At 67.1% G+C, this 25,310-nt stretch carries 32 protein-coding genes and 1 pseudogene; 11 read left to right on the top strand and 22 right to left on the bottom strand.

The annotated features are described in order from the left end of the window. The first annotated feature begins 120 nt into the window (after positions 1–120). Positions 121–864, top strand: coding sequence for a phosphotransferase (locus tag B0I29_RS19415; RefSeq protein ID WP_111650425.1), 744 nt, complete (start codon positions 121–123; stop codon positions 862–864). A 91-nt stretch (positions 865–955) separates the two neighbouring features. Here the strand turns inward: B0I29_RS19415 and B0I29_RS19420 are convergent, their stop codons facing one another. Next, on the bottom strand, positions 956–2,923 hold the full coding sequence (locus B0I29_RS19420) for a penicillin acylase family protein (RefSeq protein ID WP_425452327.1): 1,968 nt from the start codon (positions 2,921–2,923) through the stop codon (positions 956–958). A 248-nt stretch (positions 2,924–3,171) separates the two neighbouring features. Beyond that, positions 3,172–3,333 (bottom strand): helix-turn-helix transcriptional regulator, encoded by a 162-nt coding sequence (locus tag B0I29_RS19425; RefSeq protein ID WP_111650427.1) that lies wholly within the window; start codon positions 3,331–3,333, stop codon positions 3,172–3,174. Positions 3,334–3,602: 269 nt separating this feature from the next. Here B0I29_RS19425 and B0I29_RS19430 point away from each other — a divergent pair, with 269 nt between their 5' ends. Then, positions 3,603–3,848: a hypothetical protein gene (locus B0I29_RS19430; RefSeq protein WP_111650428.1), complete on the top strand. Its 246-nt coding sequence runs from the start codon at positions 3,603–3,605 to the stop codon at positions 3,846–3,848. A 109-nt stretch (positions 3,849–3,957) separates the two neighbouring features. Here the strand turns inward: B0I29_RS19430 and B0I29_RS45785 are convergent, their stop codons facing one another. The 7 genes from B0I29_RS45785 to B0I29_RS19460 form a co-directional block, all read right to left on the bottom strand. Beyond that, positions 3,958–4,104 carry a hypothetical protein gene (locus B0I29_RS45785; RefSeq protein ID WP_181557877.1) on the bottom strand — a complete coding sequence of 49 codons (147 nt, stop codon included), beginning with the start codon at positions 4,102–4,104 and terminating at the stop codon, positions 3,958–3,960. 46 nt (positions 4,105–4,150) lie between these two features. Continuing rightward, positions 4,151–4,894: a GAF and ANTAR domain-containing protein gene (locus B0I29_RS19435; protein ID WP_111650429.1), complete on the bottom strand. Its 744-nt coding sequence runs from the start codon at positions 4,892–4,894 to the stop codon at positions 4,151–4,153. 36 nt (positions 4,895–4,930) lie between these two features. After that, a complete protein-coding gene (locus B0I29_RS19440) occupies positions 4,931–5,614 on the bottom strand; it encodes a GAF and ANTAR domain-containing protein (protein WP_111650430.1) in 684 nt (227 codons plus the stop codon). Between the two features lie 236 nt (positions 5,615–5,850). Further along, the gene (gene trhA / locus B0I29_RS19445) at positions 5,851–6,609 is read right to left on the bottom strand and encodes a PAQR family membrane homeostasis protein TrhA (protein WP_245972617.1); all 759 of its coding nucleotides are present in this window, start codon (positions 6,607–6,609) and stop codon (positions 5,851–5,853) included. Positions 6,610–6,620: 11 nt separating this feature from the next. Continuing rightward, positions 6,621–6,869: a hypothetical protein gene (locus tag B0I29_RS19450; protein WP_146616817.1), complete on the bottom strand. Its 249-nt coding sequence runs from the start codon at positions 6,867–6,869 to the stop codon at positions 6,621–6,623. A 360-nt stretch (positions 6,870–7,229) separates the two neighbouring features. Next, the gene (locus B0I29_RS19455) at positions 7,230–7,529 is read right to left on the bottom strand and encodes a hypothetical protein (protein ID WP_111650432.1); all 300 of its coding nucleotides are present in this window, start codon (positions 7,527–7,529) and stop codon (positions 7,230–7,232) included. Between the two features lie 148 nt (positions 7,530–7,677). Continuing rightward, complete coding sequence (locus B0I29_RS19460; RefSeq protein ID WP_111650433.1) at positions 7,678–8,499, bottom strand: SigB/SigF/SigG family RNA polymerase sigma factor; 822 nt, start codon at positions 8,497–8,499, stop codon at positions 7,678–7,680. A 264-nt stretch (positions 8,500–8,763) separates the two neighbouring features. Between B0I29_RS19460 and B0I29_RS19465 the strand changes: the two genes are divergently transcribed. Then, positions 8,764–9,450: a hypothetical protein gene (locus B0I29_RS19465; RefSeq protein ID WP_146616818.1), complete on the top strand. Its 687-nt coding sequence runs from the start codon at positions 8,764–8,766 to the stop codon at positions 9,448–9,450. A gap of 51 nt (positions 9,451–9,501) precedes the next feature. Here B0I29_RS19465 and B0I29_RS19470 read toward each other — a convergent pair whose 3' ends face one another. Next, positions 9,502–10,344: an SDR family oxidoreductase gene (locus B0I29_RS19470; RefSeq protein WP_111650435.1), complete on the bottom strand. Its 843-nt coding sequence runs from the start codon at positions 10,342–10,344 to the stop codon at positions 9,502–9,504. Positions 10,345–10,615: 271 nt separating this feature from the next. On the opposite strand from B0I29_RS19470, the gene B0I29_RS19475 reads away from it, so the two are divergent. Next, a complete protein-coding gene (locus B0I29_RS19475) occupies positions 10,616–11,065 on the top strand; it encodes a hypothetical protein (protein WP_111650436.1) in 450 nt (149 codons plus the stop codon). A 6-nt stretch (positions 11,066–11,071) separates the two neighbouring features. On the opposite strand, the gene B0I29_RS19480 is transcribed toward B0I29_RS19475, so the two are convergent. Then, positions 11,072–11,272: a hypothetical protein gene (locus B0I29_RS19480; RefSeq protein WP_245972618.1), complete on the bottom strand. Its 201-nt coding sequence runs from the start codon at positions 11,270–11,272 to the stop codon at positions 11,072–11,074. 209 nt (positions 11,273–11,481) lie between these two features. Here B0I29_RS19480 and B0I29_RS19485 point away from each other — a divergent pair, with 209 nt between their 5' ends. Further along, entirely contained in the window at positions 11,482–13,059 is a 1,578-nt protein-coding gene (locus B0I29_RS19485) for a COG1361 family protein (RefSeq protein WP_146616819.1), read from the top strand. Between the two features lie 167 nt (positions 13,060–13,226). Here B0I29_RS19485 and B0I29_RS19490 read toward each other — a convergent pair whose 3' ends face one another. Next, positions 13,227–13,646, bottom strand: coding sequence for an ASCH domain-containing protein (locus B0I29_RS19490; RefSeq protein ID WP_181557890.1), 420 nt, complete (start codon positions 13,644–13,646; stop codon positions 13,227–13,229). A gap of 420 nt (positions 13,647–14,066) precedes the next feature. On the opposite strand from B0I29_RS19490, the gene B0I29_RS19495 reads away from it, so the two are divergent. Then, positions 14,067–14,375 carry a DUF7677 family protein gene (locus tag B0I29_RS19495; RefSeq protein ID WP_181557878.1) on the top strand — a complete coding sequence of 103 codons (309 nt, stop codon included), beginning with the start codon at positions 14,067–14,069 and terminating at the stop codon, positions 14,373–14,375. 61 nt (positions 14,376–14,436) lie between these two features. Continuing rightward, on the top strand, positions 14,437–14,967 hold the full coding sequence (locus B0I29_RS19500) for an SMI1/KNR4 family protein (RefSeq protein ID WP_146616820.1): 531 nt from the start codon (positions 14,437–14,439) through the stop codon (positions 14,965–14,967). Positions 14,968–15,137: 170 nt separating this feature from the next. Here the strand turns inward: B0I29_RS19500 and B0I29_RS19505 are convergent, their stop codons facing one another. The 8 genes from B0I29_RS19505 to B0I29_RS19540 form a co-directional block, all read right to left on the bottom strand. Next, positions 15,138–15,575, bottom strand: a complete 438-nt coding sequence (locus tag B0I29_RS19505) for a hypothetical protein (protein WP_111650440.1) — start codon at positions 15,573–15,575, stop codon at positions 15,138–15,140. A gap of 323 nt (positions 15,576–15,898) precedes the next feature. Then, positions 15,899–16,363: a hypothetical protein gene (locus B0I29_RS19510; protein WP_146616821.1), complete on the bottom strand. Its 465-nt coding sequence runs from the start codon at positions 16,361–16,363 to the stop codon at positions 15,899–15,901. A 6-nt stretch (positions 16,364–16,369) separates the two neighbouring features. Next, complete coding sequence (locus B0I29_RS19515) at positions 16,370–16,810, bottom strand: nuclear transport factor 2 family protein (protein WP_111650442.1); 441 nt, start codon at positions 16,808–16,810, stop codon at positions 16,370–16,372. Positions 16,811–16,985: 175 nt separating this feature from the next. Then, entirely contained in the window at positions 16,986–17,696 is a 711-nt protein-coding gene (locus B0I29_RS19520) for a hypothetical protein (protein WP_111650554.1), read from the bottom strand. A 184-nt stretch (positions 17,697–17,880) separates the two neighbouring features. Next, a complete protein-coding gene (locus B0I29_RS19525; RefSeq protein ID WP_111650443.1) occupies positions 17,881–18,531 on the bottom strand; it encodes a DUF6518 family protein in 651 nt (216 codons plus the stop codon). 623 nt (positions 18,532–19,154) lie between these two features. Beyond that, positions 19,155–19,715, bottom strand: coding sequence for a dihydrofolate reductase family protein (locus tag B0I29_RS19530; RefSeq protein ID WP_111650444.1), 561 nt, complete (start codon positions 19,713–19,715; stop codon positions 19,155–19,157). A gap of 27 nt (positions 19,716–19,742) precedes the next feature. Beyond that, the gene (locus B0I29_RS19535; RefSeq protein ID WP_111650555.1) at positions 19,743–20,171 is read right to left on the bottom strand and encodes a (R)-mandelonitrile lyase; all 429 of its coding nucleotides are present in this window, start codon (positions 20,169–20,171) and stop codon (positions 19,743–19,745) included. Positions 20,172–20,272: 101 nt separating this feature from the next. Continuing rightward, positions 20,273–20,728, bottom strand: a complete 456-nt coding sequence (locus B0I29_RS19540; RefSeq protein ID WP_111650445.1) for a MarR family winged helix-turn-helix transcriptional regulator — start codon at positions 20,726–20,728, stop codon at positions 20,273–20,275. Between the two features lie 64 nt (positions 20,729–20,792). Between B0I29_RS19540 and B0I29_RS19545 the strand changes: the two genes are divergently transcribed. Next, the gene (locus tag B0I29_RS19545) at positions 20,793–21,161 is read left to right on the top strand and encodes a VOC family protein (protein ID WP_111650446.1); all 369 of its coding nucleotides are present in this window, start codon (positions 20,793–20,795) and stop codon (positions 21,159–21,161) included. 4 nt (positions 21,162–21,165) lie between these two features. Here B0I29_RS19545 and B0I29_RS19550 read toward each other — a convergent pair whose 3' ends face one another. Then, complete coding sequence (locus tag B0I29_RS19550; protein WP_181557879.1) at positions 21,166–22,698, bottom strand: diguanylate cyclase domain-containing protein; 1,533 nt, start codon at positions 22,696–22,698, stop codon at positions 21,166–21,168. 327 nt (positions 22,699–23,025) lie between these two features. After that, positions 23,026–24,309: a phosphopyruvate hydratase gene (gene eno / locus B0I29_RS19555; protein ID WP_111650448.1), complete on the bottom strand. Its 1,284-nt coding sequence runs from the start codon at positions 24,307–24,309 to the stop codon at positions 23,026–23,028. Positions 24,310–24,429: 120 nt separating this feature from the next. On the opposite strand from eno, the pseudogene B0I29_RS46775 reads away from it, so the two are divergent. From B0I29_RS46775 to B0I29_RS46785, 3 genes and pseudogenes are all read left to right on the top strand, one after another. Further along, positions 24,430–24,555: pseudogene (locus tag B0I29_RS46775) on the top strand (MerR family DNA-binding transcriptional regulator); the annotation flags it as partial. 98 nt (positions 24,556–24,653) lie between these two features. After that, on the top strand, positions 24,654–25,031 hold the full coding sequence (locus B0I29_RS46780; protein WP_245972633.1) for a thioredoxin domain-containing protein: 378 nt from the start codon (positions 24,654–24,656) through the stop codon (positions 25,029–25,031). Between the two features lie 107 nt (positions 25,032–25,138). Further along, positions 25,139–25,300 (top strand): hypothetical protein, encoded by a 162-nt coding sequence (locus tag B0I29_RS46785; RefSeq protein WP_245972619.1) that lies wholly within the window; start codon positions 25,139–25,141, stop codon positions 25,298–25,300. The last annotated feature ends 10 nt before the right edge of the window (positions 25,301–25,310 follow it).

Here is a 25,310-nt window from a genome sequence, read left to right on the forward strand (position 1 = left end):
CTTCATCGGCAGAGGATGTCCTCCGGCCTACTCTCTACAGCTTGACGCTGGAGCCGCTCAGCCTGCTGTTTCTTGGTAGCGATCGGGCACGGCGCCGGCCAGTGCGCATAGGCTGAGCGAGTGGTCGCCGATGAGGAGGCGGAACCGTCCGAGATGATTCTAGGCGGCGGGCGGTTGACTCCCGGCGTCGTCAAGATCGGTGAGACGGTGAGGCGACCAAAATCGGCTTTCACAAGAACACTATTACGGCACCTTGCTCAGGCAGGCTTCGACGGTGCCCCGAAGTATCTCGGCCGCGACGAGCTCGACCGGGACATCCTGGCCTTCTTACCGGGTGATGTCCCTGCGAAGTGGCGCGCACTAACAGATGACCAGGTCGCGGCGGGCGGATCACTACTGCGCCGTTTTCATGAGGCGAGCCGGGCTCTCGCCGAACGCCTCGGCGACGGGCCAGTAATCTGCCACAACGACGCAGGGCCGAACAACACCGTCTTCCGTCACGCTCGACCGATCGCCTTCATCGACTTCGACTTCGCCGCCGTCGGTGACCCCCTCGAAGACGTCGCTTATATGGCCTGGTCATGGTGTATCTCGTCAAAGCCGGCACGAGGAGACGCGGCCAGCCAAGCGCTTCAAGTCCGAGTCTTGGCCGACGCCTACGAGCTCTCCACAGCTCAGCGCACTCGACTCATGGACGCCGTCCACGAACGTCTCGTACGCAACGAGCGCTTCTGGACCTCACGCGCCTCCAACGGGCCGCCGGTGATCTCCGGACCACCGCCGGCCGAGGTGTTGGCGTGGACATCCACGGAGAAGGATTTCGTGATCCGCTTCCACCGCATATTCACCGCCGCCCTGGCGTAGACACCCACCCGAGCACGCGGAGTCGAAATCGCCGTTGAAACGCGGTCGATAGGCGGTCCACTGCCACCTCGCACAGGAATTCCCTCGTGCATCAGCGTCCCCGCTGGGCCACCCGGTAGGTGCGCAGGTTCGGGTCGGCCGCGATCTGCGCCTCGGTGTACTTGATCGTGTCCCAGCCCTTGCCGGAGTAGAGCCGCGTCTGGTCGGCGTACCAGGGTGAATTCGGGTTCGTCGACTGCGAGTAGGTCAGGATCTGGCGGCCGGACGGACCGTGCCGGCCGAGCTCTACGGCCATGACGAACGACGATCCGTGTACGACCTGCGGGTACCCGACACCCGGCACCAGCGGGTTCGTGATCACGTTGAACACGCCCGCCTCACCGCGGCCGCCGTGAATAGGAATGCGCTGGCCGTCGCGGGTATCGGTGTGGATGTCCCCGAGCTTCGCGTCGAGCGGGATCCCGGCGAGGCGCTGCACGGCATCGGCGAGCGCCATGCGTACCCGAGGGTCTTCGGCGTTGAGAAGGCGCGGAGTGCGCACCGGGTCGGTGACGTCGAAGGTGTCGGCGAACCGGATCCCGCCGGCCAGCGCGAACTCGGTGAACAGGTGCGCGCCCCGGCTGTCCAGATCGGCCCGCAGGTCGAAGCCGGCCAGCGCCTCGCAGGCCGCGGTGAGGTCGACGGCCGCGCCGTTCGAGGCGGTCGCGGCCGGCTGCCGGCGGCAGAGCGCGACCAGGTCGTCGCGGACGAGTTCGGCGCCGTGCACGCGGTTGCCGAACGTGACCTGCCAGAGCCGGCCGGTGGTGAAACCCTTGCCGGGCAGCCCGTCGGTGCCGGCCAGGCGCTGCTGGATCTGGTCAAGCCCCAATCTGGTACGCAGACTGCGCTGTGCGCGTTCGTTACCCAGAATCCGCGGGAAGCCCTCCAGCGGTGCGGCCGGGTTGGCCAGCCAGTGACTGTCGTTGGAGTTGGTGACGAAGTCGTCGCGGAACCGCACCGGCAGGTTGGCCGGGCCGAGGATGCCCGGCACCACGGCGACCGGGCCGTAGCGGGTGTCGTAGAAAGTGCGGCTGACCGCGCCGTCACCGGTCCGCACCGTGACCGTGCGGGCGCGCATGTTCTCGGGCCGGCCGTCGACGTAGTAGGAGGTGGGGTCGCCCGGCACGAGGCTCAGGCGGTTCCAGACGAACCGGCGCGCCGTGGAGACGGTGTGGCTCCAGGCGATCGTACGGTTGTGCCCGATCTCGATGATCGGGTCGCCGATCAGTGCCGCGCCCTCGACGTCGTAGCGGCCGGGCACCTTGAGATGCATCCGGTAGAAACGCTCGGCGCCCTGCCACGGGAAGTGCGGGTTGGCCAGCACCATCCCGCTACCGCTCGTGGTGGCCTGCGCGCCGAGGCCGTAGGCGTTGCTGCCGATGCCCGCGGTCGTCCCGTCCAGGGCGGCGACGACAGCGGCGGCGTCGGGAGCCGCCGCGGCAGAGGCGGCGTCGGTGGCGGCGGCAGGGGGCGCCGCGGTCACGATGCCGTCGAGCAGAGCGCGCGAGCCGGCCCGGACCATGCTGGCCCACGACGTCCGCCAGACATCCAGCTCGGTCAGCGGGCGTACCCATGCCTTGCCCTTGCATGCCGGGTCGGTCAGACCGTGCACGCCGGCGCGCCGCAGGAAGTGGTTATAACCGGCGACGAAGCCGCGGACCTGGTCACGGACATCGCCGGACGGCGACCGCACACCGTCGCGGCGGCCTTGCAACAGCCGTTCGGCCACCCGCTCGTCGATCGCCTTGCGGTAGAACAGGTCGCTGCGCACATTGGCATCGTCCGGCCCGGCCGCCCCGAACCACCGGGCCCGCTCACCGCTGACGGTCACCACCTTCTCGGCGATGACGCAGATGTTGTCCTCGGCCTGCACGTAACCGACGCCGAAACCGAGGCCGGCGAAGTTACCGGCGGTGATGTGCGGGACGCCGTAGGAGGCCCGGCGGATCACCGCCGCATAGCCGCCATCACGCTCGATACCGAAGGCAGGTGACGGCACGGCTGCGCTCGCCACGACCACGCCGACGGCGATCACTGCTGCGGTGAGGCGTACGGACAAGGTGGTCACGGCAGCATCTCCCCCTCGATACGGCATCCATCGCCGTGATTCTCTCATCGTCGGCGGGACGGGTGGGGGCAGCGGATCAGGGGGTGACGAGAGCGTCGGCGAGCGCCCCCGCCAGCGGCGCACGATTCCGCCGGCGCCGACCAGCAGCGCGGCGAGCAGCGGGCCCACCGCGCCGACGCAAGCGCGAAAACGCTCCACACCTAACGGCGCAGAGCGATCCACGCCTCGACATCCGACGTCAGCCACACCTTGCCCTGCGCCAGATTGGCAACCGGAGCCGGAAAGTCAGCACGACTGGCGAGCTGATAAACGCGTTGCCGGGAGATCCCCCCAAGCCGAACCCGGATCTCGTGAGCACCCATCAACACACTCGCACGCCGTTCCACACCCATGACTATATTCCTACGACAAGTAGTCTCACGATTCTTGTAACCCGACAGAGTGCTCGCAACCCGCACTCGCCACGCAGAGGCCTGTAGGCGTCCGGTGGTGGGTCAACGCCGCTGCGATCGGCGCGCACCTGGCCGGCAGCGTCGGCGAGCTCGTCGGCAACCGGTCCCGGCTGGCGATCCAGCGCGGCGCCGGATCGACCGCACTGACCAAGACCGGCCTGACTCTGGCGGCGCTGGCCGTGACGGGGTACAGCCGGCTACTCGGCCGTAAAGTCGCGGCGCAGCCCTCGGTGCCGGCGCTGGCAGGCACCGAGCCCGCCGCCAGCACACCGGATGAGGTGGCCAAGGCGCAGAAGCAACTGTCCGTGTTGCAGTGGATCGTCCCGGCGCTGACCGGCGCGTTGATCGTGGTCACCTCGCTGGCCGGTGAGCAGCAGCGGGCGAGCGAGGTAAAGAAGGGTTTCGTGGCCCGGTTCACCGGCTGAGCCGCCGGTCTCCCGTGTCGGGCCGCCACGACTCTGCCGCGAGATCACACCTGCGGTGGCGGGCGCCCGGATCCCGGCTTTCACCGGATCCGGGCGACTCCCGGCGGGATTACGGTGGCCCGTCGGGATCTGACCCGTCGGCCTGGCGGCCCTGGACCTCGGTGTCGCCGTCGCCGTTGTCCTGTTCGACCTCGGTCGACTCGTGCTCCTCGGCGAAGTCGCCGGCTGTCTCGTCAGGGTCACCAATGGGTTCCATACAGGGCATCTGCCCGTCTCGCCGACACGCAAACGAGCGGATCCGATCAGCGAGAACCGGGCGCAGCGAGTTCCGGCAGACTGGCCAGGTCGGTCACCACAGTCTGTGCGACGTCGCCGAGCCGGCGGTTGGTGCGGCGGGCGTAACCGCGGATCATCTGGAACGCCGCGTCGACGCTGATGCCGTGAGTTTGCGCAATGGCGCCCTTGGCCTGCTCGATGACGATGCGACTGTTCAATGCGCCCTGCAGCTGTTCGGTCAGGATCTCGGCGCGTTGGATCGTGCGTTCCTGCAGAACGCTGATTGCGGCGACGTCAGCGAGGGCCTGCACAATCTGCACGTCGCTGTCACCGAGGTCACCGACGGTGTTGCCGAACAATCCCATCACGCCGATGATTTCTTGACGCAGCCGCAGCGGGAACGCGTGCACTGACCGGAACCCGGCGGTGACGGCGTGCGGGGCGAACTGCGGCCACCGCGCGGTCGCGGCGGTGGCGGTGAGGTCGGTGTTGATGACCGGTTTGCCGCCGTGGAAAGCATCGACGCATGGACCGTCCTGCTCCCGCAGCTGAAACAGTTCGAGGAATTTGGTGGTCTCGTCGGAGGCGGCCATGAAGTGCAGTTGCCGTTTGGGGTCGGCGAGCAGAATCCCCACGGTGGCGTCGTCGGCCAGTCCGGCGACGCGGTCGGCGAGCATTTGCAGGAACTCGATCAGGTCGAACTCGTCGACGAGGGAGTCGGCGACTTCGACGAAGACTTTCGCAAGGCGTTCAGCGGATACGGTGGTCATGGCTGCCTCCCGGCCTGGCTGCCCTGTGGTGGGCGTTCACGAGTGATCACGTTTGAGATGCAGCCGGCCGGCGACGATGTCCGCGGCTACCTCGGACAGGTGACGGTCGGTGGTGTATGCGTGGGCACGCAGCCGGACCAGCGCTTCGGCGAGGGTGACGCCCAGCATCACCATCACCATCCCCTGCGCCTGCCACAGCGGCGCGCCCTGGTCGATGGCGTCGTCGATGTCGCGCTCGCCGTGGGCTTGGTCCTGCCCGTCCAGCAGCGTTGTCACCGCGCGTTCGCTGATCGTGATCGCTTGGCCGAGTTCGTCTCTGGACAGCGGTCCGGCATGGGTGCGGAACACGTCGAGGACGCCGAGCCGGGCCGCGCCGACCTGCAGGGGGAACGCAAACACCGCCCGGATCCCTGCCTCGTGCACGGCCGGGGTGTAGGCCGGCCACCGCAGCATCGCCTCGTGGTCGAGGTCGGTGATCAGCACGGGGCGCCGAGAGGCGAAAGCGTCTACGCAAGGGCCTTCACCGAAGGTGAACTGCAGCTCTTCGATGCGTTCGGTAGCAGGATCGGACGCGGCGGCCATCCCGTGCACCCCGTCGGCGGCCATCACGCTCACCCCGACGCCCGCGGCGGACAGCTTCCGGGTCGCGTCAGCACACAACACCTGCAGCCGGCTAACCGCACCACGACCCGGCCGCGCTCCGTTGGCCTCATGATCCATGCCGGTTTATCCCCGCCGGTCCGGAACAGATGGCGGCACGACCTGCACTCCTACGCATGACGGCACCCCTTACAAGCAATGAGCACTGCCGGGGTCCGGGGCAGTCGGTAACGACCAGAACGCGCTTCACCAGAGTAGTCGCGCGGCATGGACAGCCACTCATGGGGCCCGGAACACGAGCGCCGACAATGCATTGCTTGAAGATGTGCAGCGGCCGGAACGCTGGTGGAGAAGGTTCAGGCGGTGACGGTGCGCATGGCGATGAAGATGCCGATGCAATGGGCGGCGAAGGCCACGACGGTCAGGGCGTGGAACACCTCGTGGAAGCCGAACCATCGCGGGTTGGGATCGGGGCGTCGGATGCCGTAGACCACAGCGCCGAGAGTGTAGAGCGCGCCGCCGATCAGCAGGAACGTGACGACGGGTGCACCGCCGGACCGCCAGAACGCGGGAAGGTAGATCACGGCGACCCAGCCCAGGGCAATGTAGACCGGCACGTACAGCCAACGTGGGGCGCCGATCCAGATGACTCGGAAGGCGACACCGGCCAGCGCGCCGCTCCACACGATCCACAACAGGGTTCGGGCTTGCCCGGCAGGCAACGCGAGTACGCAGAACGGCGTATAGCTGCCGGCGATGATCAAGAAGATGTTGGCGTGGTCGAATCGCCGCAATATGCCTTCCGCGCGACCTGCCCAGTCACGGCGGTGATACAACGCGCTGATACCGAACAGCAGCGCCGCCGACAGCGTGAACAACGTCAAAGCCAGCCGGGAGCCGGTATCCGGGGACAACACGGTCAACAGCGCCCCCACAGTCACCGCGAAGGGGAAAGCACCGGCGTGCAGCCATCCCCGCAGCCGGGGCTTGATCACGGCGCTGAGGTGATCGAGCCCGTGCTCGACCCGGTTAAGTCCGGCGTCCCGGCGATCGTCGGCTTCGCCCTGTCGCAAACGGCCCGCACTCGTTTCGCTCTGCACGTCAACGGGGTCCACGACTGTCATCCTCATAGGCTGGCGTGAGCACGGACGGATGGGGAGCTGATCATCAGAATCTGCGCCATGCCGCTCGCATCGAGTACCGACCGGTGCATGAGCCGGGGCCGGCACACCCTCACTGCCAGCACCTGGGGTACGACGCCGACGAGTCTGGCGAGAAAGTTGGGGAGGGCGGATCCCGCGAAGGCAACCTCGGCGAGGTCGACGGAGACGCTGTCGGGCGACAGGGCAGCGACCTGGGCGATGGCGTCGCTCAACGCCGGTTCCGCATCTCTATCGAGGTCCCCAGCGAGACGGACTTCCACGTGCCGTTGCCCGGGCACTGCTGCGACCATGACGATGCAGCCCGATGTTGAATACTGCGTCATGTGGCCCATCCCTTGTGGCGCTGTTACGCGCGCCGGGGTCTGGGGCGACGGTCGATACGAACCGTGTTGACGACGGTACACATAGAGCGTCTCCGGCGCATCTATCTGTCACGCAGCGGGAGAAACGGCGATGTCCCGAGTGATTGGTGGGCACGCCTCGTCCACGCGATGAGGTGCTGGCTCGGCCCGGACAGGGCAACGCTGCCCTGTCCGGGCCAGTAATACCCGCTGGCCGGCAGGATCGGAAGGTCAGGCGTCGGCGGAGTCGCGGCTGCCGGCCTTGGCCAGGCCGCGGCTGGCCATGTATCCGATGGTCAGGAGCACGACGTAGAACCAGGCGCGGTCGGCGCGGAAGTAGTCGCCACCGGCACCGTTGTCGCCGTTACCGTTGCCGTCCACGATCAAAGACGCAATGAGTACGCCCAGGACGGCGACCACGTAGGCAATGAACTCCGTTGTCTTGAAGGCCGGCTTCGTCTCGAGTGAGCGGCGGGTTCGGTCCTGGCTCACGGCGGCGTCGTGACGAGCTGTTCCAGTAGTACTGGACATGAAGGACTCCTGAGGGTGGGTTCGCGGGGAGACGGTGGAAAGCCGCAGGAGTCTGGACGGCTTGTATCCGGTTGCGTCGAGCCGAATACCCGTGCCCTACAGCAACAAACAGTGAACGGCCACCTTTCGGATTCGTCACCCGGGATTGCTATCCGGCGGAGTCGAGCCGGTGCCGGAGTTTGACGAGAGCTTGCGCGATCAGCCGGGAGACGTGCATCTGCGAGATGCCGATCTGCTGGGCGATGTCGGACTGGGTGAGGTTGCCGTAAAAGCGCAAGGTCAGGATCTGACGTTCCCGCTCGTCCAGGCTTGCCATCGCCGGGGCGAGTGCGATCTGAGCCTCGGCCTGTGCGAACGCGTCATCGTCCGCGCCCAGGATGTCACTCAGTTCGCCGCTGCCATCAGAGTGGATCGGCGTCGACAACGACACCGTTCGGTACGCGTTGGCACCTTCGAGCCCTTCCACAACGGCCTCTTCGGTGAGGCCGAGGTGGGTTGCGATGTCGGCCACGGTCGGGGGACGACTCAGCGTCTGCGCGAGTTCCACGTTTGCTGAGGTGATCGCCAGCCGTAGTTCCTGCAGCCGGCGTGGGACCCGGATCATCCACGCCTGGTCGCGGAAGTGGCGTTTCAGCTCACCGAGGATCGTCGGAATCGCGTACCCCACGAAGCCGGCGCTCTGTCCTGGAACGAATCTGTCCACGGCCTTGATGAGGCCTACCGTGGCGGTCTGGACCAGGTCGTCGGAGGGGACGCCGCGGTTGGCGTAACGCTTGGCCAGGCGCTGGGCCATCGGTAGCCAGGCTTCGATGGCCTGGTCGCGCAGGGCCGGGCGGGACGGATGCCCGACGGGCACCGCCAGCATGGCTGTCAGAAGATCGTTGGGGCCGTCATCGCAGTACCGATCGTTCACCGCGGCGGTTTCGGGCTGGGCGAGCCGAGCGCCATGGCCGTTGGACTTCGCAAGCATCGTTCTCCCCCGGCATGCAGCCTTGGTGGATTGCCGGGGTCCGGGGCAGCGGCCCTCTGCACGGGCCACGCCACCAACTTTAATGCCTCTAGAGAGATCTGGCTCAATTGCCGGGCAGGTGTCGCTCATTCCTGCTTCGGCCTGAAGTCGTCGATCGCTACGATCGGCCCGCTCACGTTCCCGGCGCTAAAGTGTGAGACGAGTAGTCGCTCCAGTCCCCGGCGGCGCAACTTCGCGCCGTGCCGCCTTCCGGGGAGTGTGCCGATGATCGCCAGGTGCTGGCCAGTTCTGTGTCCCGACCCCGATGATCAGCAGTCAGCGGCGGTCAGGGATCTGCTTCGCGCGGTTCGTCGGCTCGATGACGGCGCCGCTCTCGACACGGTGGAGCCGGCGATCGCCGAGCACGGCGTGTTGTGCACGTGGGAACGGCTGATCCGGCCCGTCTGGGCCGCCCTCGGCTGCGGTACTGATCCCTCCGCCGCCGAACGCCTTTTCAGCCGATCGATGTTCCAGGCTCTCGCCGTGGTCCGGCAGCCGTGGTCTGCCACCGGGCCGCAGGTGCTCCTCGCGTGTGCAGACGAGGAACATCAGAACCTGCCGGTCGACGTGCTGACGGCCGCCCTGGCCGAACACGGCATCAGCGGATGTGGCTTGGGGCCACGGGTTCCACCCCGGGCAGTGGCAGCCGCCGCACACCGCCTGAACCCGGTCGTGGTGGTCATCTGGTCGCAGACCCGGGACACCGCCGATCCCGTACAGATCAGGTCGTTGTCGATGGACTGCCCCGACCCGGCAGTGATCGCCGCGGGACCGGGGTGGATCACCACGGCACCCACCCGGCTGGCGGCATTCTCGGTCGATGTAACCGCCACGGTGAGCAGAACCCTGGCGCTGCTCGGCAATCCGAGGGCCCAGCCGATCCCAGGACACGGGTACGCCGCCGCTTCCTGAGAACGACCGTCGGACCGTTGGTCGAATGCCCGCCGACGCACGTTCTTCGTGTCAGGCCTCGTCGTAGGACAGCGACGCGGACAGTTCACGGTGCGCCTCGACCTGGCCGCGAATGGCGTCGAGATTCTGCTCAACCCCGGCCATCACATCGGCGCCGGCAACAAACCGCGGCGGCAGCTCACCGGAGCTCGACAACGTGACGAGAGCCCGAGCAAGCTTGGCCGGATCCCCGCCCTGCTGGCCGTTCATGCCCTTCCACGCCTCAATGGTCGCGGCCGTGCGGCCGGCATAATCCTCGATCTCCAGCTCAGGCCAGATGGTCGAAGAACCTTCAACCAGCAATTCCGTACGGAAAAAGCCCGGCTCAACCGCCATCGTGCTGATCCCGTACGGCTCAAGGTCGAACCGCAACGACTCCATCCACCCTTCGAGGGCGAACTTCGACGCGGCGTACGCGGCACAGAACTCCCGCCCAATCAACCCGGCAGCCGAGGTGATCGTGATGACCTGCCCGCCGCGCTGGGCCCGCATGACCGGCAGCACCGCCCGGGTCACGTTCAACGGGCCGAAGAAGTTGGTCTCCATCTGCGCCCGGAACTGCTCCGGACTGATGTTCTCGAAGTACCCGGCGTAGAAGTTCCCCGCATTGTTGACCAGCACATCGATCCGCCCGAACCGGGCAACGGCCGCGTCAACAGCGGCCCGCACACTGGCCGGATCGGTGATGTCGAGCCGAACAGTGAGCAGGTCACCGGCGACCCCGACCGCCTTCTCAACGTTCTCCGGGTTACGCCCGGTGGCGACAACCGCGTACCCGGCCGCAAGCGCCGCCTTCGCGATATCAACACCCAGCCCACGCCCGGCCCCGGTGACCAGCAGAACCTTCTTCGTCATGTCTTTCGTCCCTCACGATCTCGTGGCACCGGATCGGCGCCGCGTTCCAGAGAACGCCTGTTCACGAGCGCGGAGAAGTCACTGCTGAAGGGTGCACCGACAAGCGGTGGGCTGTCAGTACACCCCTCCAGCAGCACCCCGTCACCGCAGCGGCACATCCCGCCTCCCAGCGGCACGTGGAGGGCGTTTGCCTGCGGAGCTTGATGGTCGGACTTGGCAGGACTTTGACGAATCCGGTGTCATCGGTTCGCTGTCTTGTGATCATCGGCGTATGGCTGATCTTGATCGTGGCGATGAGGTTCCGATCGTTGTTGAGGTCGCGGACTGGCTGCGGATCGACGGCGTCATGGACAACGAGCTCCAAGGCCTGCGCGACAAGTGCTGGGAGAGCGAGATTCCGGACCAGTTGAACCCGTTCTGGGTTGAGCTGACAACGCTGGCGGAGAGTGTCCGGCAGGCGGGCAGAGCTCAGCTGCCGGACTGGCCCAAGACCTCGAAGGGCTTCCGTTCCTGGCCGCCTCCCGGCCAGACGCAAGAGATGCGCCTCGGCGCCAGGCAGTGGGGACTGGTCGTGTCGGCTCTTGAGCGCTGGGCAACGTTGGACGACGAGGACGCCGATCAGAAGTCCGCAGAACTTCTTCGCCGGATTGCAGCGACCGTACGCGCTGGCTTCGATAAACCGATTGCCAGGCCGTTCCCGACGATCAGACCCGAGTGGTAGGTCGTCTCAGCGACGATCACCGACAGCCGCTTCAAGACGCAAACCGATCCCGGCGAACACCAGCATCCCAGCGAAGAAATACCCCTCGGCGGGCACGCTGTCCACCACGAGGCCGATGACGGCGACCAGAATCCCCACACCCAGCGCAATACTGCCAAGAATCCGAGCCGTGTCGATCCGTCGTCCCCGCGCATCCACGAACAACACCGTAAGACCACTCCCTGACGCGAAGCAGCAACATCGACATGCACCGATTACCTTCACGGCCCGCTGCCCGCCGGTACAGTTTCTGAGCAGGTTGAAGCTTTGATCGCCGCATACAGCATGTGAGTCTTTGTGTCTTTTGGTAGTTATGAGAGTGAAGCCGCCTCGCGTTGACGCCAGGGGTCACCCGCCTGCCTCCAAACAGAGGACCCATGACTCGGTCACGCCGTCTCGCCGCCCTCACGATGCTCGCTGCGGCAGTGCTCGCCCCGTTCTCAGCCCCGGCCGAAACCACTCCGGCCGCAGCCGCTCCGGCCGGCACCGAAGGCAGCGTCTACCTGCGAAACCTCACGCTGCCCACCAACGGCAGCGCCGTCGAGGAGAGCCTGTTCGTGCTGATGTTCGCGGACGAGCCGGGCTGGGCCGACAGCCTCACTCTCACCATCGACACGACCCAGGTGGGGGTAGCCGACGTGGATGTCGCCACCCAGTCGGAAGGGAAGTGCTCGACCGGCCCCGTCGTCCGATGCGTCATGCCGGGTCCGCACCGCGTCTTCGAGCGTCCCGACGACGGCACCAGCGGCTACATGACATTCGGGCTGGTCTCGCTGCGCCTGACACCCCAGCCGACCGCGGCCGCCGGCGACTCCGGCACCCTGTCGGTCGCGACCACGATCGACGACGGCCCCACCAGCACCGAGACCGCCACCATCCGCATCGGCGAGGGCGTCAACCTCACGGCAGTCGACGACAAACCCCGTTCGGTCACTCCCGGCGGCTCGCTCACGCTCACGCCGAGGGTACGCAACAGCGGCCCGACCGCCGTCGAAGGACTGACCGCCGTCATCAGCACCGCTCCGGGCGTCCTGGCCGGCACCAACTTCGGCAACTGCACCTACGGGTACGCCATCTCCTGCACCTTCGACACGACACTGGCCGCGGGCGCCACCTACCAGGTCGCCGCGCCGTTCACGCTCCGTGTGCCCGGCGACGCGGCAGCAGCCAGCCAGACCTCCATGGACGTGCAATGGCTGACCGCCGCCGAATGGGAGGACTGGCAGGCCGAGTACAGCGCCCTGCCCGACGGCCGGCCGGGCACCGGGGCTGTCCTCGAACTCGACGAGGTCGACGTATCAGCGGCCGGCGTCCCCCAAGCCGACACCGACAACGACGACAACGGCTCCCACACCACCGTGACAGTCGCCGGCGTCCGGCGTACCGACGTGGTTGCCTTTGGAGCGGCGATCCCCGGCAGCGAGGGTGACCACACGCTGAAGGTCGGGCTAGCCAACGAGGGCCCGGGAACGTTGCGGCACCCGCCTTTCATCAACAACGCGCCCGTCGTTCAGGTAACCCTGCCGGCGCCGATGACTGTCGTCACCGCGGATGAACGCTGCTTTTCGGTGTACGAGGGAGATGACCAGCCGGCCGTGTTCCAGTGCAGGTTGGAGTCGATGACGCTGCGGCCCGGCCAGCACCTGACGTTCGCCTTCACCGTCCGCAACACCGAACAGGTGCACAATGAGGAAGGCTCGGTGCAGGTAGCCCTGTTCGAGGACGACGGCGCCGGCGTCGACCGGAATCCCCGCAACAACCACGCCGCCATCAAGGTCACCGCAACCGGCAGCAAGGACGAACTTCCCATCACCGGCCCCGGCGCGACGACAATCGGAGGCATCGGCCTCGCACTCATCCTCGCCGGAGCCACCCTCGTCGCAACACCGCGGCGGCCACAGGCCCTCACCCGCCGACGGAATGCCACGCAAAACCCGGCTCGCGCAGATCACTGAGCACCGGGCCGCTGCAAGGTTCCAGCCGCCATCACGGCCTCCGCCAGCGACCTGATGACTATCGCGGGTCTGCCCAGGAGTACGCCTACCTCGTGCCGCCTGGTCTCCTGCGGCTCGACGGCGGCGTAATCCAGGTCTCGGGGTGTGTGAACTCCGAGGCTTCGGTATCAGAGGTGCTTAACGACGCGGAAGCGTTTGAGCACCGCCTGGGTGTCGTCGGTGATCGTGAAGGTGGGGTTGCCCAGCCAGCCGCGATAGTCCTCGCTGTGCCAGTAGGCCTCATGGTCAACGCGCCACTCGGCCACCGTCATGAAGCCCTCACCCTCGTCGATGGCATGCGCCAGATCGACGTCGCCGACCCGGGCGATGCGGACCTCGGTCACCTCGAGCACGGCGACCGGGCGACCAGCCGAGTCGATCAAAGCCGAGCGACTGCCCACGTTGGGCAGCGGTTCGGGCTCGACCTCGTAATCCTGCAGCAGGCCGGTGGTGCTGGTCTTGCGCCCGTCGAGCACAGCGGCGACCAGCTGGTCGCGCAGCGGGCCGGGAAAGGCGAGTTCGAAGTGCGGCAGCTCGTCGGTCACCAGGCGAGGTTAGTGGGCCACGGCCTGCCTGCGCGCCCCGCTTTCTCCACCCCATAGCGCTTCGAGGCGACTATGCAAAGCGACGGGCAACATCCTCATCTGGCACCCCTCTGTGTCAAGAGCTTCAGCGCAGTCCTAGTGCCTCGGCGCGGGCGCACTCTCATGCCGCAGCGATGCTGATGCGTGGTCGGTTCGAGTAGTCCTGGCGGCTGGTCGGGACCGGCTTCCCGGAGGATCAGACCTGCTGCGGGGAGGGCGGACCAGGGGATATGACTATCTCCGCGGCCCTCGAACCCACGCCGAGGACGTCCGACCCGCGGCTGGTTCGGGCTGCGGTTGCCGTCTATCGCTCACCTGCAGGTGGCGAAGCCTGTGCCGATGAGAGGACGCGCGACGTCTTAAGCCCGGGGTAGGTTTCCCGGCATGGTCCATCACATCGACCACGGCGCGTCGGGCGCGATCCGACGCTTTGCCGGATGGGTGGCGCGTGGCTCAGTCGGCCATCCTCTGCTCGACGGAATCAACTACTGGGACGAGTTGAAGGACTCGCCATCGCAGATGGAGACATGCTTCGCGATCTTCGTCAACGTCCTTGAGCTGGACGACGATGGGATGCCTCTCAACGAGAAATACGCCGAACGCCGAGCCGCTACATGGCTTCACCAGTACTGCACTGGTGAGCTTCCACCTGGTGAGGCCGAGTTGGAGCCATGGGAGTGCGAGCTGTTCTGATCGCGCCCGGACATGCCGATGAGCGGATGTCGTGCTCTGCCGATCCGCATACGATGCACCGGTGACTGACGAGGACCGGGTGCTGCCGAGTGCGCTGGACGAAGCCCACAATCTCGGCTTCTTCTGGGAGCACGACGGGTACGACTTCCAGCCGGACACGGAGTTCGAGTGGTCCGTCGAAACCACCGAGTGGTGGCACGTGTGGACGAACAATACTGCTGCGGGAGACGCGCCGTTCCGGGTCTTCGGAGTCGACGGCAGTGGCGGCAAGGTGGCGTTCTGGGCCCGTGTGCCAGGCGCGTCAATCGAGGGTCAACCCATCGTGTTCCTCGGCTCCGAGGGCGAGATATGCGTGGTCGCTCACGACCTCAACGATTACCTGTGGCTGCTGGCGAACGGCGTCGGGCCACTGGAAATGGTTGACGGAATCCACCGCGATCCGGAGCCCGTCGCGGCGCTTGTGGCGCATGCGCAACGTCAAACCGGCACCTCAGCACGCAGTCTCAAAGCAGTTCTGGACGCCGCTGCTTCCGAGCTGCCGGCCCTGACCGCCCTAATCGAATCAACGGGGAGGCAGGCAAGCCCGATCTGAGCGGCGGACATGCCTCCGTTTCGACTTGGGCTGAGTCCGGATCTGCCGCTGCCCGCCTGCCTGCCGGCCCACCGCCGTCACGACCCGCGGTCGGCGGCGACGAACCGGCGACGTGTCGTGCCGAGTTGAGTACGTTTCCAGGTGCGCCTGGCGGACCTTCACCCCGGTGATCAGCCAGAGAATTTCTCGCGGTTGATGGCTCGCTCCCACTCGCCAATGAAGGTTTCCGCAATGCCGGAGTCCATTCGGCCAGCTTCCACCATGCCAATGAACTCGTTGGCGTACTCAAATTGGAACGATGCGCCCGAATTGCCCGAGAGGCGACAGATCTCACCGACCAGCTCCTTGACCTCTTCCAGGTGGGCACTGTCTACCTGGGGGTCGATCTCATCGCCCCATGGCGGTAGGGCCGTATAGAGCTGCAGCCCAAACCCGACCCAGCGGGGGCTAGAGTCGCCTGACTGATCGAGGACCTGGGGCGGGTCGATTACCCAGTTCCGCCGGCCGGCAAGCCGCTGAGCTGATGAAACCATCGCATCAACGATGGATGCGGTGGAATCTCCCTCCAGCGAGACAACGAGCCGGTCGACGGGATGGTCTTCTCGCACAGAGTCCCTCCAATTGGCCGGATGGCCAAACCATCGGCTTGGCTGACGCCCGCGGAACCGCAATCCAGCCGCATGCGCCAAGCCACCGCAGCGGGTTGGCCGCATGATCTCATAGCGGAAGGCGACGATTTGCCTGACCGAAACCTTCTGGGCCCACAGGTGTACTGATCTGCCGCCGTCCGTGCATGCCGAGCCACCGCGAAGCCATCACGGGTCGTAGCCAGGGGACGTCGTCGCCAACATGTGGCTTCCCGACGAGCGCGGACCTGAGATGGCTCGGCTTGAAGCCTGTCGCTGGTACCCCATCGGATGTGCCTGCTGGATTACAGGGCGATCGGGCGATAGGCCAGCGCAGCGTTGACGATTGCTTCCGCCGTCGCTTCCTTCAGCTCGCTCGGCGGGTGGAAGATCAGGCTGCTCGCGCCCGGCATCACGGTGTTGAGATCGAACGCTGCGATGTACCAGTCGTCGGTGGGGTCGGCCAGAATGTGCCGCACGATCTCGACCAGCTCGTCTCTGGTGACATCGGGCAGTCGGACCGGCGGCGGCGCGCATGCCCACTCGACCAGTTCTGCGCGGTCTGACGCTCCGCAGCGATAGTGAAAGTCATCTACCCCGAAGTTGTGGCCAGTGGTCTGGTTGAGCGTCTCAATTGCGCCGGCGGCGTCCTCACCTCGATCAACGAGCTGTTCAATCTGCAAAATCGTTGTCCAGATCGCGTCTCGCCGCTCAGGCGTAACCGGTCGACGCCGCAACTCGTCGCGCGGTCCTGGCGGTACGGGCAGCACCTTTGCTCAGCTGCCGCCGGTTGCGGCGACGCTGTCCGCTTCGGCGGGACCGACGTGGGCGGCGATCAGGCGCCAGCCGTGGGAATCAGTGTGAATCCAGGTGCGGGTGTAGCGGACCCGGGCGGCAAACGGTACGCCCGCGGTGCTGCCTTCCACCGTGCCGAGAAACCACGTCACGCCGGTGCTGGCGACGACGAGCACGTGGAGGTCCTCCTCGTGGACTCGCGTCATCGACTGCTGGCCGGACCGGTGCAGGTGCAGGTCATCCTGCTTGGAATACAGGTTGCCATCGGGCCCGGTGAAGACGAGTCGGTCGTCGATCAGCTGATCCAGCACCTCAACGTCCGAGGTGAGCTGCGCTTGTTGAAGGCGTCGCTCGGCGTCGCGCAGGGCCGCCACGGGATCGCCAGCGGCGGACTCCCCTGGATCTCGACTCAGGTCGGGCATGATCGGGCCTCTGTTCTGTGGTGTCGGCCTACCTTACTAAGCCAGCCGCTGTGCTGTATGACGATGATCGACCTGGCCGGCGGGAACAGACACGACCAGATCCTCAACTGCCGCTGTAGGCGCGCCTTCTTCAAGCTGTGCTCCGTGCAGCAGGCCGTCGATTCGTCGGTCTCGGTCACACATCGGCGACGGTCAGCCATTCTGCGGAGCGTGGCCGGTAGCCGTACCGTTTCGTCAAACCGTGCACGATGGCAGGCGCGTGAGCGGCGCCGTAAACGACGGCGACCTCGATGTTCTCCCCGCTGCGCTCCTCGTGCAGACGGCAGAGAGCGGACAGCAGCCGATTGTCGCGCTCACCACCGAAGGCAGCCTCGAGTCGTGGCGACCAGTCGGCGAGATCCTCCTCTGCCGCCGAGGGCAGGTCGTTCTGCTCCATCGACCGGGACCAGATCATCCGGGTGCCACCGAGCAGGCGCGTCACCACGATGAAGGGAAGCGCGCACCACATCATCAGCCGGTGCGACAGCGGCACTCGCCGCCAGCTGGCCGCGAAATCCTCGACGCTGACATCCGGGCGTATCACCGGAACGCCCAGCGCAACGTAGTCGATATCCTGCTCGACCAGCTTCGCTCGCCTGTTGAACCGAAGCACCGTGTAGCTGAGCGTCAGCGCACCGACCAGGACCGAGCGCTTCCGCTGGCCGCCGCCCACGCCCTCGACAACGACCACGTCCGCTCCCTTGAGACGGGTGGTCACGGCCGTATAGAACGCGGGCTTCGCCATATGGATCATCGGATACAGCACGAACTGCAGCGCTGAGTCACGACGCCGCAGCCGGATAACCGCCGACCGGACCCCGAATTCGGTCACCTCGATGATCTGCATGTCGCCCTCGCACGGCATCTGAACTGTGCCCGCCATGGTGGCAGCGATCGTCCAGTGCAGACGGCCTCAGATTTCCGCACCCGCTTTGCCGGAAACAACAGACCCAAAGCCACGGACTAAGTCAGCCGGACCACGACCAAACGCACGCCCCGACCAACACTCGTCATATCGCGTAGCAGGCGACTCAGCCGCCCAGCGGACCTCGGCCCGCGCTGGCCGGAGACGTCACAGCACTGCGATTGCGGGACCTGCCTGCGACCAGCACGGCGGCGACTACGGCCGCGGTCCAGACGCTCCATCGCACCGGCTCCGCCATCACGCTCGCCGCCGGTGGCGGCAGAACCGTCGTCTGCAATGCCGCGCCTGCGGGGACGACCAGTGCAGCCACCACCCCGGCCGGACCGGGCAGCCCGATCGAAGCGCCGACAACACCGAGCGGCGGACCGAGCAACACGCTGGCGATCAACCAGAATCGAGGCGCCACGCCCGACCAGGCGCTCCCCTCTAACAGCAGGTCCGCGCCATAGTAGGAAGTGGTGGCGAACCCCAACGCGACACCACCCGCCAGAGCGCCGCGCACCATCCCTGCCGCCACCCGTGCGTGCCGGCTCACCCACCATCCCGCCAGCACGGCCGTCGCCGCCCACGCCCATCCGGCATCCAGGATCAGACCGGCGAACTCCGCGGCATGCGACCAGCCACCACGCTCAGCACTCGCGGTACCGCCCTCGCCCAGCATTTCCGGCACATGGTTGACAACCGCGTCGAGGACGCCCAACAACATCCCCACAACGGGGCCCACCATCCACCACAACCGCCCGCTGCACAGCATCACGCGATCATGGTGCCGGACCCGCCCGGATGACGTCGCCCCGCAGGCAGGCGGACGAAACCGACCAAAATCGGACTAACCAAACTAGCCGCTCCGTGAGCGGTGACCACGGTCGCGGAGGTTGCGTACCGTAGCTAGGCCTGTGCTCCTGCCGAGGAGAGTGTGCCTCGAACCGGCACATGCGAACCGTTGGCGACGCTCGGAAGATGTGCGGCCAAGGCTCGCTCGACCAAACGCATATGCAAACTTTGGTGCTACACCCGCTGCAGATGTGGTTACACCCACAATGATCTCCAGGGAATCGTCACCCGGTATGCCTGCGCAATCTGCCGCTGGGGGGTCATCGGTCAGATCGCCGGCCGTTCCCCTTCGAGCACCACACCCACCCGCTCGCAGACCGCACACCTCTGCGAGCTCCACCAGGCCCTGTCCTCACCATCGTTGACATAGGAGGCCTCTTGGAAATCGTCCCCGCACGAGCAGGCAGTGCCACTCGGCATTCGATGGAGGTGATGCCCCACGTGCCCTGATCTGTCCCGCAACAATGGTCGGCGTCTGTGCTCGATGCGTTCTTGTGCCCGCGCACCCGCACGGGCGGCCATCGACTCTTCCCAGCTACCGCCCATTCAGCGGGCGCGGCGGTAGTGCATGAACACCGCGCCGTTGCGCAGCGGCGCCGCCGAGACCAGCTCGAGCTCGCGCGTGCCGGCCAGCCCACCCTGGTAGAGCGTCGGACCGTGGCCGGCGATCCTGGGGTGCACGAGCAACTTGTACTCGTCGATCAGGTCCAGCCGGTCGAGTTCGGTCGCGAGCTTGCCGCTTCCGAGGAGAACCCCGTCCGGGGTCGCGTCCTTGAGCTTCTGTACGCCCTCACGCAGGTCGCCGCCCGATACGTGATGGCTGTTGGCCCACGTGAAGTCCGTGCGCGTCGACGACACCACGTACTTGGGTTTGGCCTCCAGCTTGACCGCCCACTCGTGGATGGCCGGCGGTGCGTCCTCGTCGCCGCGGGCGACGGCCGGCCAGAAGCCCTCCATCATCTCGTAGGTGACGCGGCCCCACAGCATTGCCCCGTGCTCGTCCATGAGACGGGTGAAGAGGGCATGCGTCTCGTCGTCGGCGATCCCCTCCTGGTGGTCGACGCAACCGTCCAGGGTGACGTTGATGCTGAAGGTGAGCGATCCCATGGTCGGCGAGTCTAACGTCACAACGCGTCAGCCCAGGTCCGACCGGCTCAGGTGCTTGTTGGCAAGTTCGTACTCTTCGGCGCTGACCGGTTCGAGCCACGTGGTCGGGTCGCTGCCGTCCGGCTTGGCTTCGAGCAGGGCGAGATGGCTCATGAAGGTGCCCGAAGCCGCCCCGTGCCAGTGCTCCTCGCCGGGCGGGCAGACGACGGTCTCCCCCGCGTGGATACGAAACGTGGAGCCGTCCCGGGTGCCCACCAGGCCGACACCCTCGGTGACGTGCAAGGTCTGGCCGACCGCGTGACTGTGCCAGTTCGAGCGGGCACCCGGCGTGAACCGCACCAGCGCGGCGGTCATCCGCGACGGACCGGTCCCGCTGTGGATCGGCGTCATATAGACGTCGCCGACGAAAGCCTCAGCGGGCGTCTTCACCGTCGGGCGGACGGGCAGTAGTTCCATGTCGTGCTCCTCGAAGTCAGTGTCCAGGCGAATCCATGGAACCTCTTCGCGCACGCCACTGGGAGTCACTGCCGAGACAGGTACCGCCAGAACACCCCTGATCAACCCCCGCCCGGCTCCCTCAGGGAGCCGATCATGCTCTTCAGACTTCGGTACGCGGCCGCCTGCTCAGTTTCGGACATCGCTCCCAGCATCCTGAGCTCGACCGATCGCACCGCCGCGGTCGCCTTGGCGAGACTTCGCCGGCCTCGTGGCGTGAGCCGTGCCGGCAGAGCCTTCCCGACGGGCGCCTCGGCCGGCCGGGTCACGTACCCGTCCTTCTCCAGGGTCTGCAGCAGGACGTTCATCGACTGCCGCGTGACGAACGCGCCCCGCGCCAGCTCGGAGTTCGACAGGCCGGGGCGCTGCGCCAGCAGTTCGAGGCAGGAGTAGTGCGTCACGGTCATCCCCAGCGGCCGCAGCACCGCTTCCATGGCCGCGCGCAGGGCGCTCGACGCCTCTTTCAGCAGGTAGCCGAGTGAAGTTTCCAGGTCGATGCCGGCGTCGCCTTGACTCATGTCAGCATTCTGACATAGCGTGGTGCGTGTCAGTAAACTGACATGTACCGAAGGAGCAAGCATCATGCCCGTCACCGGACCCGACTTCATCTCCCTGCAGGCGAGCGACCTCGCCGCGTCGCAGGCGTTCTACGAGCAGTTCCTCGGGCTCACGCGCTCCCCGGCGGGCCCGCCGCACGCCGTCGTCTTCGAGACCAAGCCGATCGCGTTCGCCCTGCGCGACATCGTCCCGGGCACCGATCTCGCGTCCGTCGCTCAGCCCGGCATCGGTGCGGCGATCTGGCTGCACGCCACCGACGTCCAGGACATCCACGACGCTCTCGTCGCCGGCGGGCACACCATCGTCACCGCGCCGATCGACGGCCCGTTCGGCCGGACGTTCACCTTCGCCGACCCCGACGGCTACCAGATCACCCTCCACGACCGCGCATGACTGATCAGCTGGTGGCTTCGACGTAACGGTTCTTGCCGGCGGCCTTCGCCGCGTACATCGCGGCGTCCGCCTCGCGCAGGATGTCCTCGGCGTCCACGCCGGGCCGGTTGACCGCGATGCCGACGCTGGCCGACACCAGGGCCGGCTCACCGTCGATGTCGATCGGCTGCTGCACCACGGCGATCACCCGCTCAGCGGTAGGGCGCGCGGCGACATCGTCGATCAGGCCTTCCAGGATGATCGCGAACTCGTCCCCGCCGAAACGCGCCACCGTGTCACCGGCGCGCAGTTCGGTCCGCAGCCGGATCGCGACCTCCCGCAGCACCGCGTCACCGGCATGATGGCCGCGCTGATCGTTGATCTGCTTGAAGCCGTCCAGGTCGATGAAGAGCACAGCGAACGTACGATCGCCGCGCGCGTGCGTGGCAATAGCGTGAGTGAGACGGTCGTAGAACAGCAGCCGGTTGGCCAGGCCGGTCAGCGGGTCGTGAAACGCCAGCTGCTGGAGCTGGGCCTCGACGTGCTCGCGACGGGTGATGTCGAGGCGCAGCGCTGCGGTGGCCCGGTCGACCTGCTCCAGGGCCCGGTTACGGCTACCGGCCAGGCTGCCGATCATGATGGCGAGCAGGATCGTCAGGACGGCTCCGGCGGCCGCGGTGAGCCGGCTCATGCCCCGGTCGGTCGTGGTCAGCAGCCGGTGGGTGGGCCACACCGTGACGTGCCAGCGGCGTTGTCCGACGGAGAGGTTGTGCTGGCGTACCAAAGTGGTGCCGGAGGCTCGGGTGCCCGGGCTGACCGCGGCGATGACGGCACCGGCCTCGCCGGGGTCGGTGAGGCTGACCTGCACGGTGCCGTGCCCGCGTTCGAGCAGGGCCTGCGCCAGGAAGTCCTGACCGCGCAGCCCCAGCAGCATCCAGCCCTTGAACTCGTCGGGCGCCGCCGAGCCCAGCCCGCTGTGCACCGGCACCGCCAGCACCACGCTGCTCTGACGTGACCTCGCGGCCACCGTGCTGTCGCGCAACGCCGGATAGGCGGAACTGATCGCCAGCCGGTTGCTGTGCCGGGCGGTGTACAGCGCGGCACTGATCGGTTCGCTGACGCCCACGTCCGTACCCTGCATGTCGCGTTCGTCGAACGCCTTCTCCAGGATGAGGTATTCGTGCATCGCCTCGCCCGCCTCCGGCTGCAATCGCAGGTCGGGGTTGCCGCGGGCCCGCCAGTACCGCTGCACCGCGCCGGTCTGTGCGGTGACAGCCGGCACGACGAAACCGAGCGCGCTGGCGCCGGGCAGCCGGGTCGTGTCCAGCCCGGCAGTGATCCGGGTGAAGTCGTCGGCACTCAGATCCGACTGGGCGCCGACCGCGTACGCCATGTCGGTGAGCGTCTCGCCGTACCGCGTGACCCGGTCGGTGATCGCCGCGGTGACCTCGCCGGCGTAGCGATCCATGACCTGGTCGGCGTACCGATCCTCACCGGCCTCGACCGTCGCATAGGCGGTAGCGGTCACCACCAGCCCGGCCAGCAACACGAGCACCATCAAGGCCGCGCTGGCCCGGCGCCGCCGCGGGGATGCCGGGCCGCTCACCACAGTCACACCCCTCTGTTCGGCATCCGAGCGCCGTCATTGAACCCGGATCGGCGACGCTTCCGCCGTACCCAAGCTCGCTCTTGATCTTGACCTTGATCTTCATCACAAACCAGACCCTTGGGTACGCGGAAACGATCACGCCATTCCCACGGACACCCGTTCCGAGCGACGTCGCCAAGCAGCCCACCCGAGATGCCGGTGACGATCAGAACGAGCACCGCGGTGGCGGCCGCCCGGCCCGGCAGATCCCACCAGGGCGCCGCCGCCACACCGCGATCACCAGTGCCGACGTCGATATTCAGTGCCGGCGTAGCGGGCGGACCGGCCCAGCTGCTCCTCGATGCGCAGCAGCTGGTTGTACTTGGCGGTCCGGTCGCTGCGTGACAGCGAGCCGGTCTTGATCTGGCCGCAGCCGGTGGCGACGGCGAGATCGGCGATCGTGGTGTCCTCGGTCTCGCCGGAGCGATGTGACATCACCACGCGATAGCCGGCCTTGTGCGCGGTGTCGACGGTCCGCAGTGTCTCGGTGAGCGTGCCGATCTGGTTGACCTTTACGAGGATCGCGTTGGCGTAGCCGCCGGTGATGCCGTCGAGCAGCCGGTCGGCGTCGGTGCAGAAGACGTCGTCGCCGACGAGCTGGAGGCGGTCGCCGGCCTGCTGGGTGAGGTTCTTCCAGCCGGTGAAGTCGTCCTCGGCCATCGGGTCCTCGATCGAGGTGATCGGGTACCGCCCGGCCAGTTCCAGCAGGTAGTCGATGTGTTCGGCGGACGTACGGGTGCGACCCTCACCGGTGTACTCGTACTTTCCGTCGCGGTAGAACTCACTGCTCGCCGGGTCGAGGCAGACGGTGATGTCGGTGCCAGGTCGATATCCGGTGTCCTCGATCGCCTGCACCACGAACCGCAGAGCCTCGTCGGCATCGGTGAACCGGGGCGCAAAGCCGCCCTCGTCACCCACGTTTGTGTCGTGCCCGGCCGCGGCCAGCGAGCGGCGCAGCGTGTGGAACACCTCGGCGCCCATCCGGACGGCCTCGGCAAACGACGGCGCCCCGATCGGGGCGATCATGAATTCCTGGAAGTCAAGTGGATTGTCGGCGTGCGCTCCCCCGTTGACGATATTGATCATCGGGACCGGCAGCAGCCGCGCTCCGACCCCACCGACGTACCGATAGAGAGGTAGCCGGTGCGCCTCGGCCGCGGCCTTGACCACCGCGAGGGACACCCCGAGGATCGCGTTGGCGCCGAGCCGGCCCTTGTCCTTGGTGCCGTCCAGATCGATCATCGCCTGATCGATCAGCGCCTGGTCCTCGGCGTGCAGGCCGGTCACCGCCTCGGCGATCTCGCCGTTGACCGCGGCGACGGCCTTGCCGACACCTTTGCCGTGGTACCGCGCCGGGTCGCCGTCGCGGAGCTCGACCGCCTCGTTCGCTCCGGTCGACGCCCCGGAGGGCACCGCGGCCCGCCCCGTCGAGCCGTCGGCGAGTACCACGTCGACCTCGACGCTGGGGTTGCCCCGGCTGTCCAGGATCTGCCGCCCGAGAACCCGGCTGATGGCCGTCATCTGTGCTCCTTGCTCGTGCCGTCATTGCCGGACGCAAGCCTGGAGGCTGGGCGGGTGTGCTGTCATCGCGACGATCACCATGTTGACCTGTACCCCGGGGTACAGGTTTAGGGTGCCCGCATGCGGGTGGGAGAACTGGCACGCCGGACCGGTACGACGTTGCGGGCGCTGCGCTACTACGAGGCCGCCGGGCTGGTCGTGCCCCGGCGGCTGAGCAACGGGTACCGCGACTACGAGCCGATCGCGGAACGGCAGGTCGCGCAGATCCGCGAGCTGATCGCGCTGGGCCTGACCGTCGAGGAGACCCGCCCGTTCGTCGAGTCGATCGCCACCGACGACGACGTGTGCGCCGCAGCCTGCTCGAAGTGCACGGCGCCCGCGGCGAGGGCATCTGGCTGCGTGACCACCACAGTGAACTGCTCGCCGCCGGAGCCGCCCGGGTCTACGGGCTGTCCGCGCAGTCGACCGGATACCAGCGCGAGCTCGCTCATCGGCTGCGGCTGCCGTACCCGCTGATCCCCGACCCGAAGCTGTCCCTCGCCGCCGCCACCGGGCTTCCGTCCCGGACCGCCGGAGACCTGGTCGTCTACGACCGGCTGACCCTGATCGTCAGCGACGACCTGGTGGAGCACGTCTTCCACCCGATCCCGGACCCGGCCTCACACGCCCTGCACGTGATGCGCTGGCTGACCCAGCAGCATCGCGGATGCGGCTCTCCATGATCCGCCGCCCTCGCGCTCCTGCCGCATGACGGGATCGGCTGCGCCACGCCCCGGCACGGTGGCATGGGAGTGCAAATGCTCTGGCCGTGACCGCTGAGGAGCCCGGAATGTCGTTGCCTGACACCGTCGACGCCGTCATCGTCGACTGCGACGGCCTGCTCGTGGACACCGAGACCTGCTGGACCCGGGCGGAGACCATCCTCGCTACGTTGACCGACCCGTCGCTGACCCGATGGGCCGTCGGCATCAGCGCATCGGCACGCCGCTGACCTCCCGGTT

This window comes from Actinoplanes lutulentus, assembly GCF_003259845.1.
GTDB lineage: Bacteria > Actinomycetota > Actinomycetes > Mycobacteriales > Micromonosporaceae > Actinoplanes > Actinoplanes lutulentus.

Excerpts from the sequence above, each read along its gene's own strand:
- B0I29_RS19425 (WP_111650427.1), bottom strand. The coding sequence starts at position 3,333 with ATGGGTGCTCACGAGATCCGGGTTCGGCTTGGGGGGATCTCCCGGCAA.
- B0I29_RS45785 (WP_181557877.1), bottom strand. The coding sequence starts at position 4,104 with ATGGAACCCATTGGTGACCCTGACGAGACAGCCGGCGACTTCGCCGAG.
- B0I29_RS19435 (WP_111650429.1), bottom strand. The coding sequence starts at position 4,894 with ATGACCACCGTATCCGCTGAACGCCTTGCGAAAGTCTTCGTCGAAGTC.
- B0I29_RS19440 (WP_111650430.1), bottom strand. The coding sequence starts at position 5,614 with ATGGATCATGAGGCCAACGGAGCGCGGCCGGGTCGTGGTGCGGTTAGC.
- B0I29_RS19455 (WP_111650432.1), bottom strand. The coding sequence starts at position 7,529 with ATGTCCAGTACTACTGGAACAGCTCGTCACGACGCCGCCGTGAGCCAG.
- B0I29_RS19460 (WP_111650433.1), bottom strand. The coding sequence starts at position 8,499 with ATGCTTGCGAAGTCCAACGGCCATGGCGCTCGGCTCGCCCAGCCCGAA.
- B0I29_RS19465 (WP_146616818.1), top strand. The coding sequence starts at position 8,764 with ATGATCGCCAGGTGCTGGCCAGTTCTGTGTCCCGACCCCGATGATCAG.
- B0I29_RS19470 (WP_111650435.1), bottom strand. The coding sequence starts at position 10,344 with ATGACGAAGAAGGTTCTGCTGGTCACCGGGGCCGGGCGTGGGCTGGGT.
- B0I29_RS19475 (WP_111650436.1), top strand. The coding sequence starts at position 10,616 with ATGGCTGATCTTGATCGTGGCGATGAGGTTCCGATCGTTGTTGAGGTC.
- B0I29_RS19485 (WP_146616819.1), top strand. The coding sequence starts at position 11,482 with ATGACTCGGTCACGCCGTCTCGCCGCCCTCACGATGCTCGCTGCGGCA.
- B0I29_RS19495 (WP_181557878.1), top strand. The coding sequence starts at position 14,067 with ATGGTCCATCACATCGACCACGGCGCGTCGGGCGCGATCCGACGCTTT.
- B0I29_RS19515 (WP_111650442.1), bottom strand. The coding sequence starts at position 16,810 with ATGCCCGACCTGAGTCGAGATCCAGGGGAGTCCGCCGCTGGCGATCCC.
- B0I29_RS19520 (WP_111650554.1), bottom strand. The coding sequence starts at position 17,696 with ATGCAGATCATCGAGGTGACCGAATTCGGGGTCCGGTCGGCGGTTATC.
- B0I29_RS19530 (WP_111650444.1), bottom strand. The coding sequence starts at position 19,715 with ATGGGATCGCTCACCTTCAGCATCAACGTCACCCTGGACGGTTGCGTC.
- B0I29_RS19535 (WP_111650555.1), bottom strand. The coding sequence starts at position 20,171 with ATGGAACTACTGCCCGTCCGCCCGACGGTGAAGACGCCCGCTGAGGCT.
- B0I29_RS19540 (WP_111650445.1), bottom strand. The coding sequence starts at position 20,728 with ATGAGTCAAGGCGACGCCGGCATCGACCTGGAAACTTCACTCGGCTAC.
- B0I29_RS19545 (WP_111650446.1), top strand. The coding sequence starts at position 20,793 with ATGCCCGTCACCGGACCCGACTTCATCTCCCTGCAGGCGAGCGACCTC.
- B0I29_RS19550 (WP_181557879.1), bottom strand. The coding sequence starts at position 22,698 with ATGGTGCTCGTGTTGCTGGCCGGGCTGGTGGTGACCGCTACCGCCTAT.
- eno (WP_111650448.1), bottom strand. The coding sequence starts at position 24,309 with ATGACGGCCATCAGCCGGGTTCTCGGGCGGCAGATCCTGGACAGCCGG.
- B0I29_RS46785 (WP_245972619.1), top strand. The coding sequence starts at position 25,139 with ATGTCGTTGCCTGACACCGTCGACGCCGTCATCGTCGACTGCGACGGC.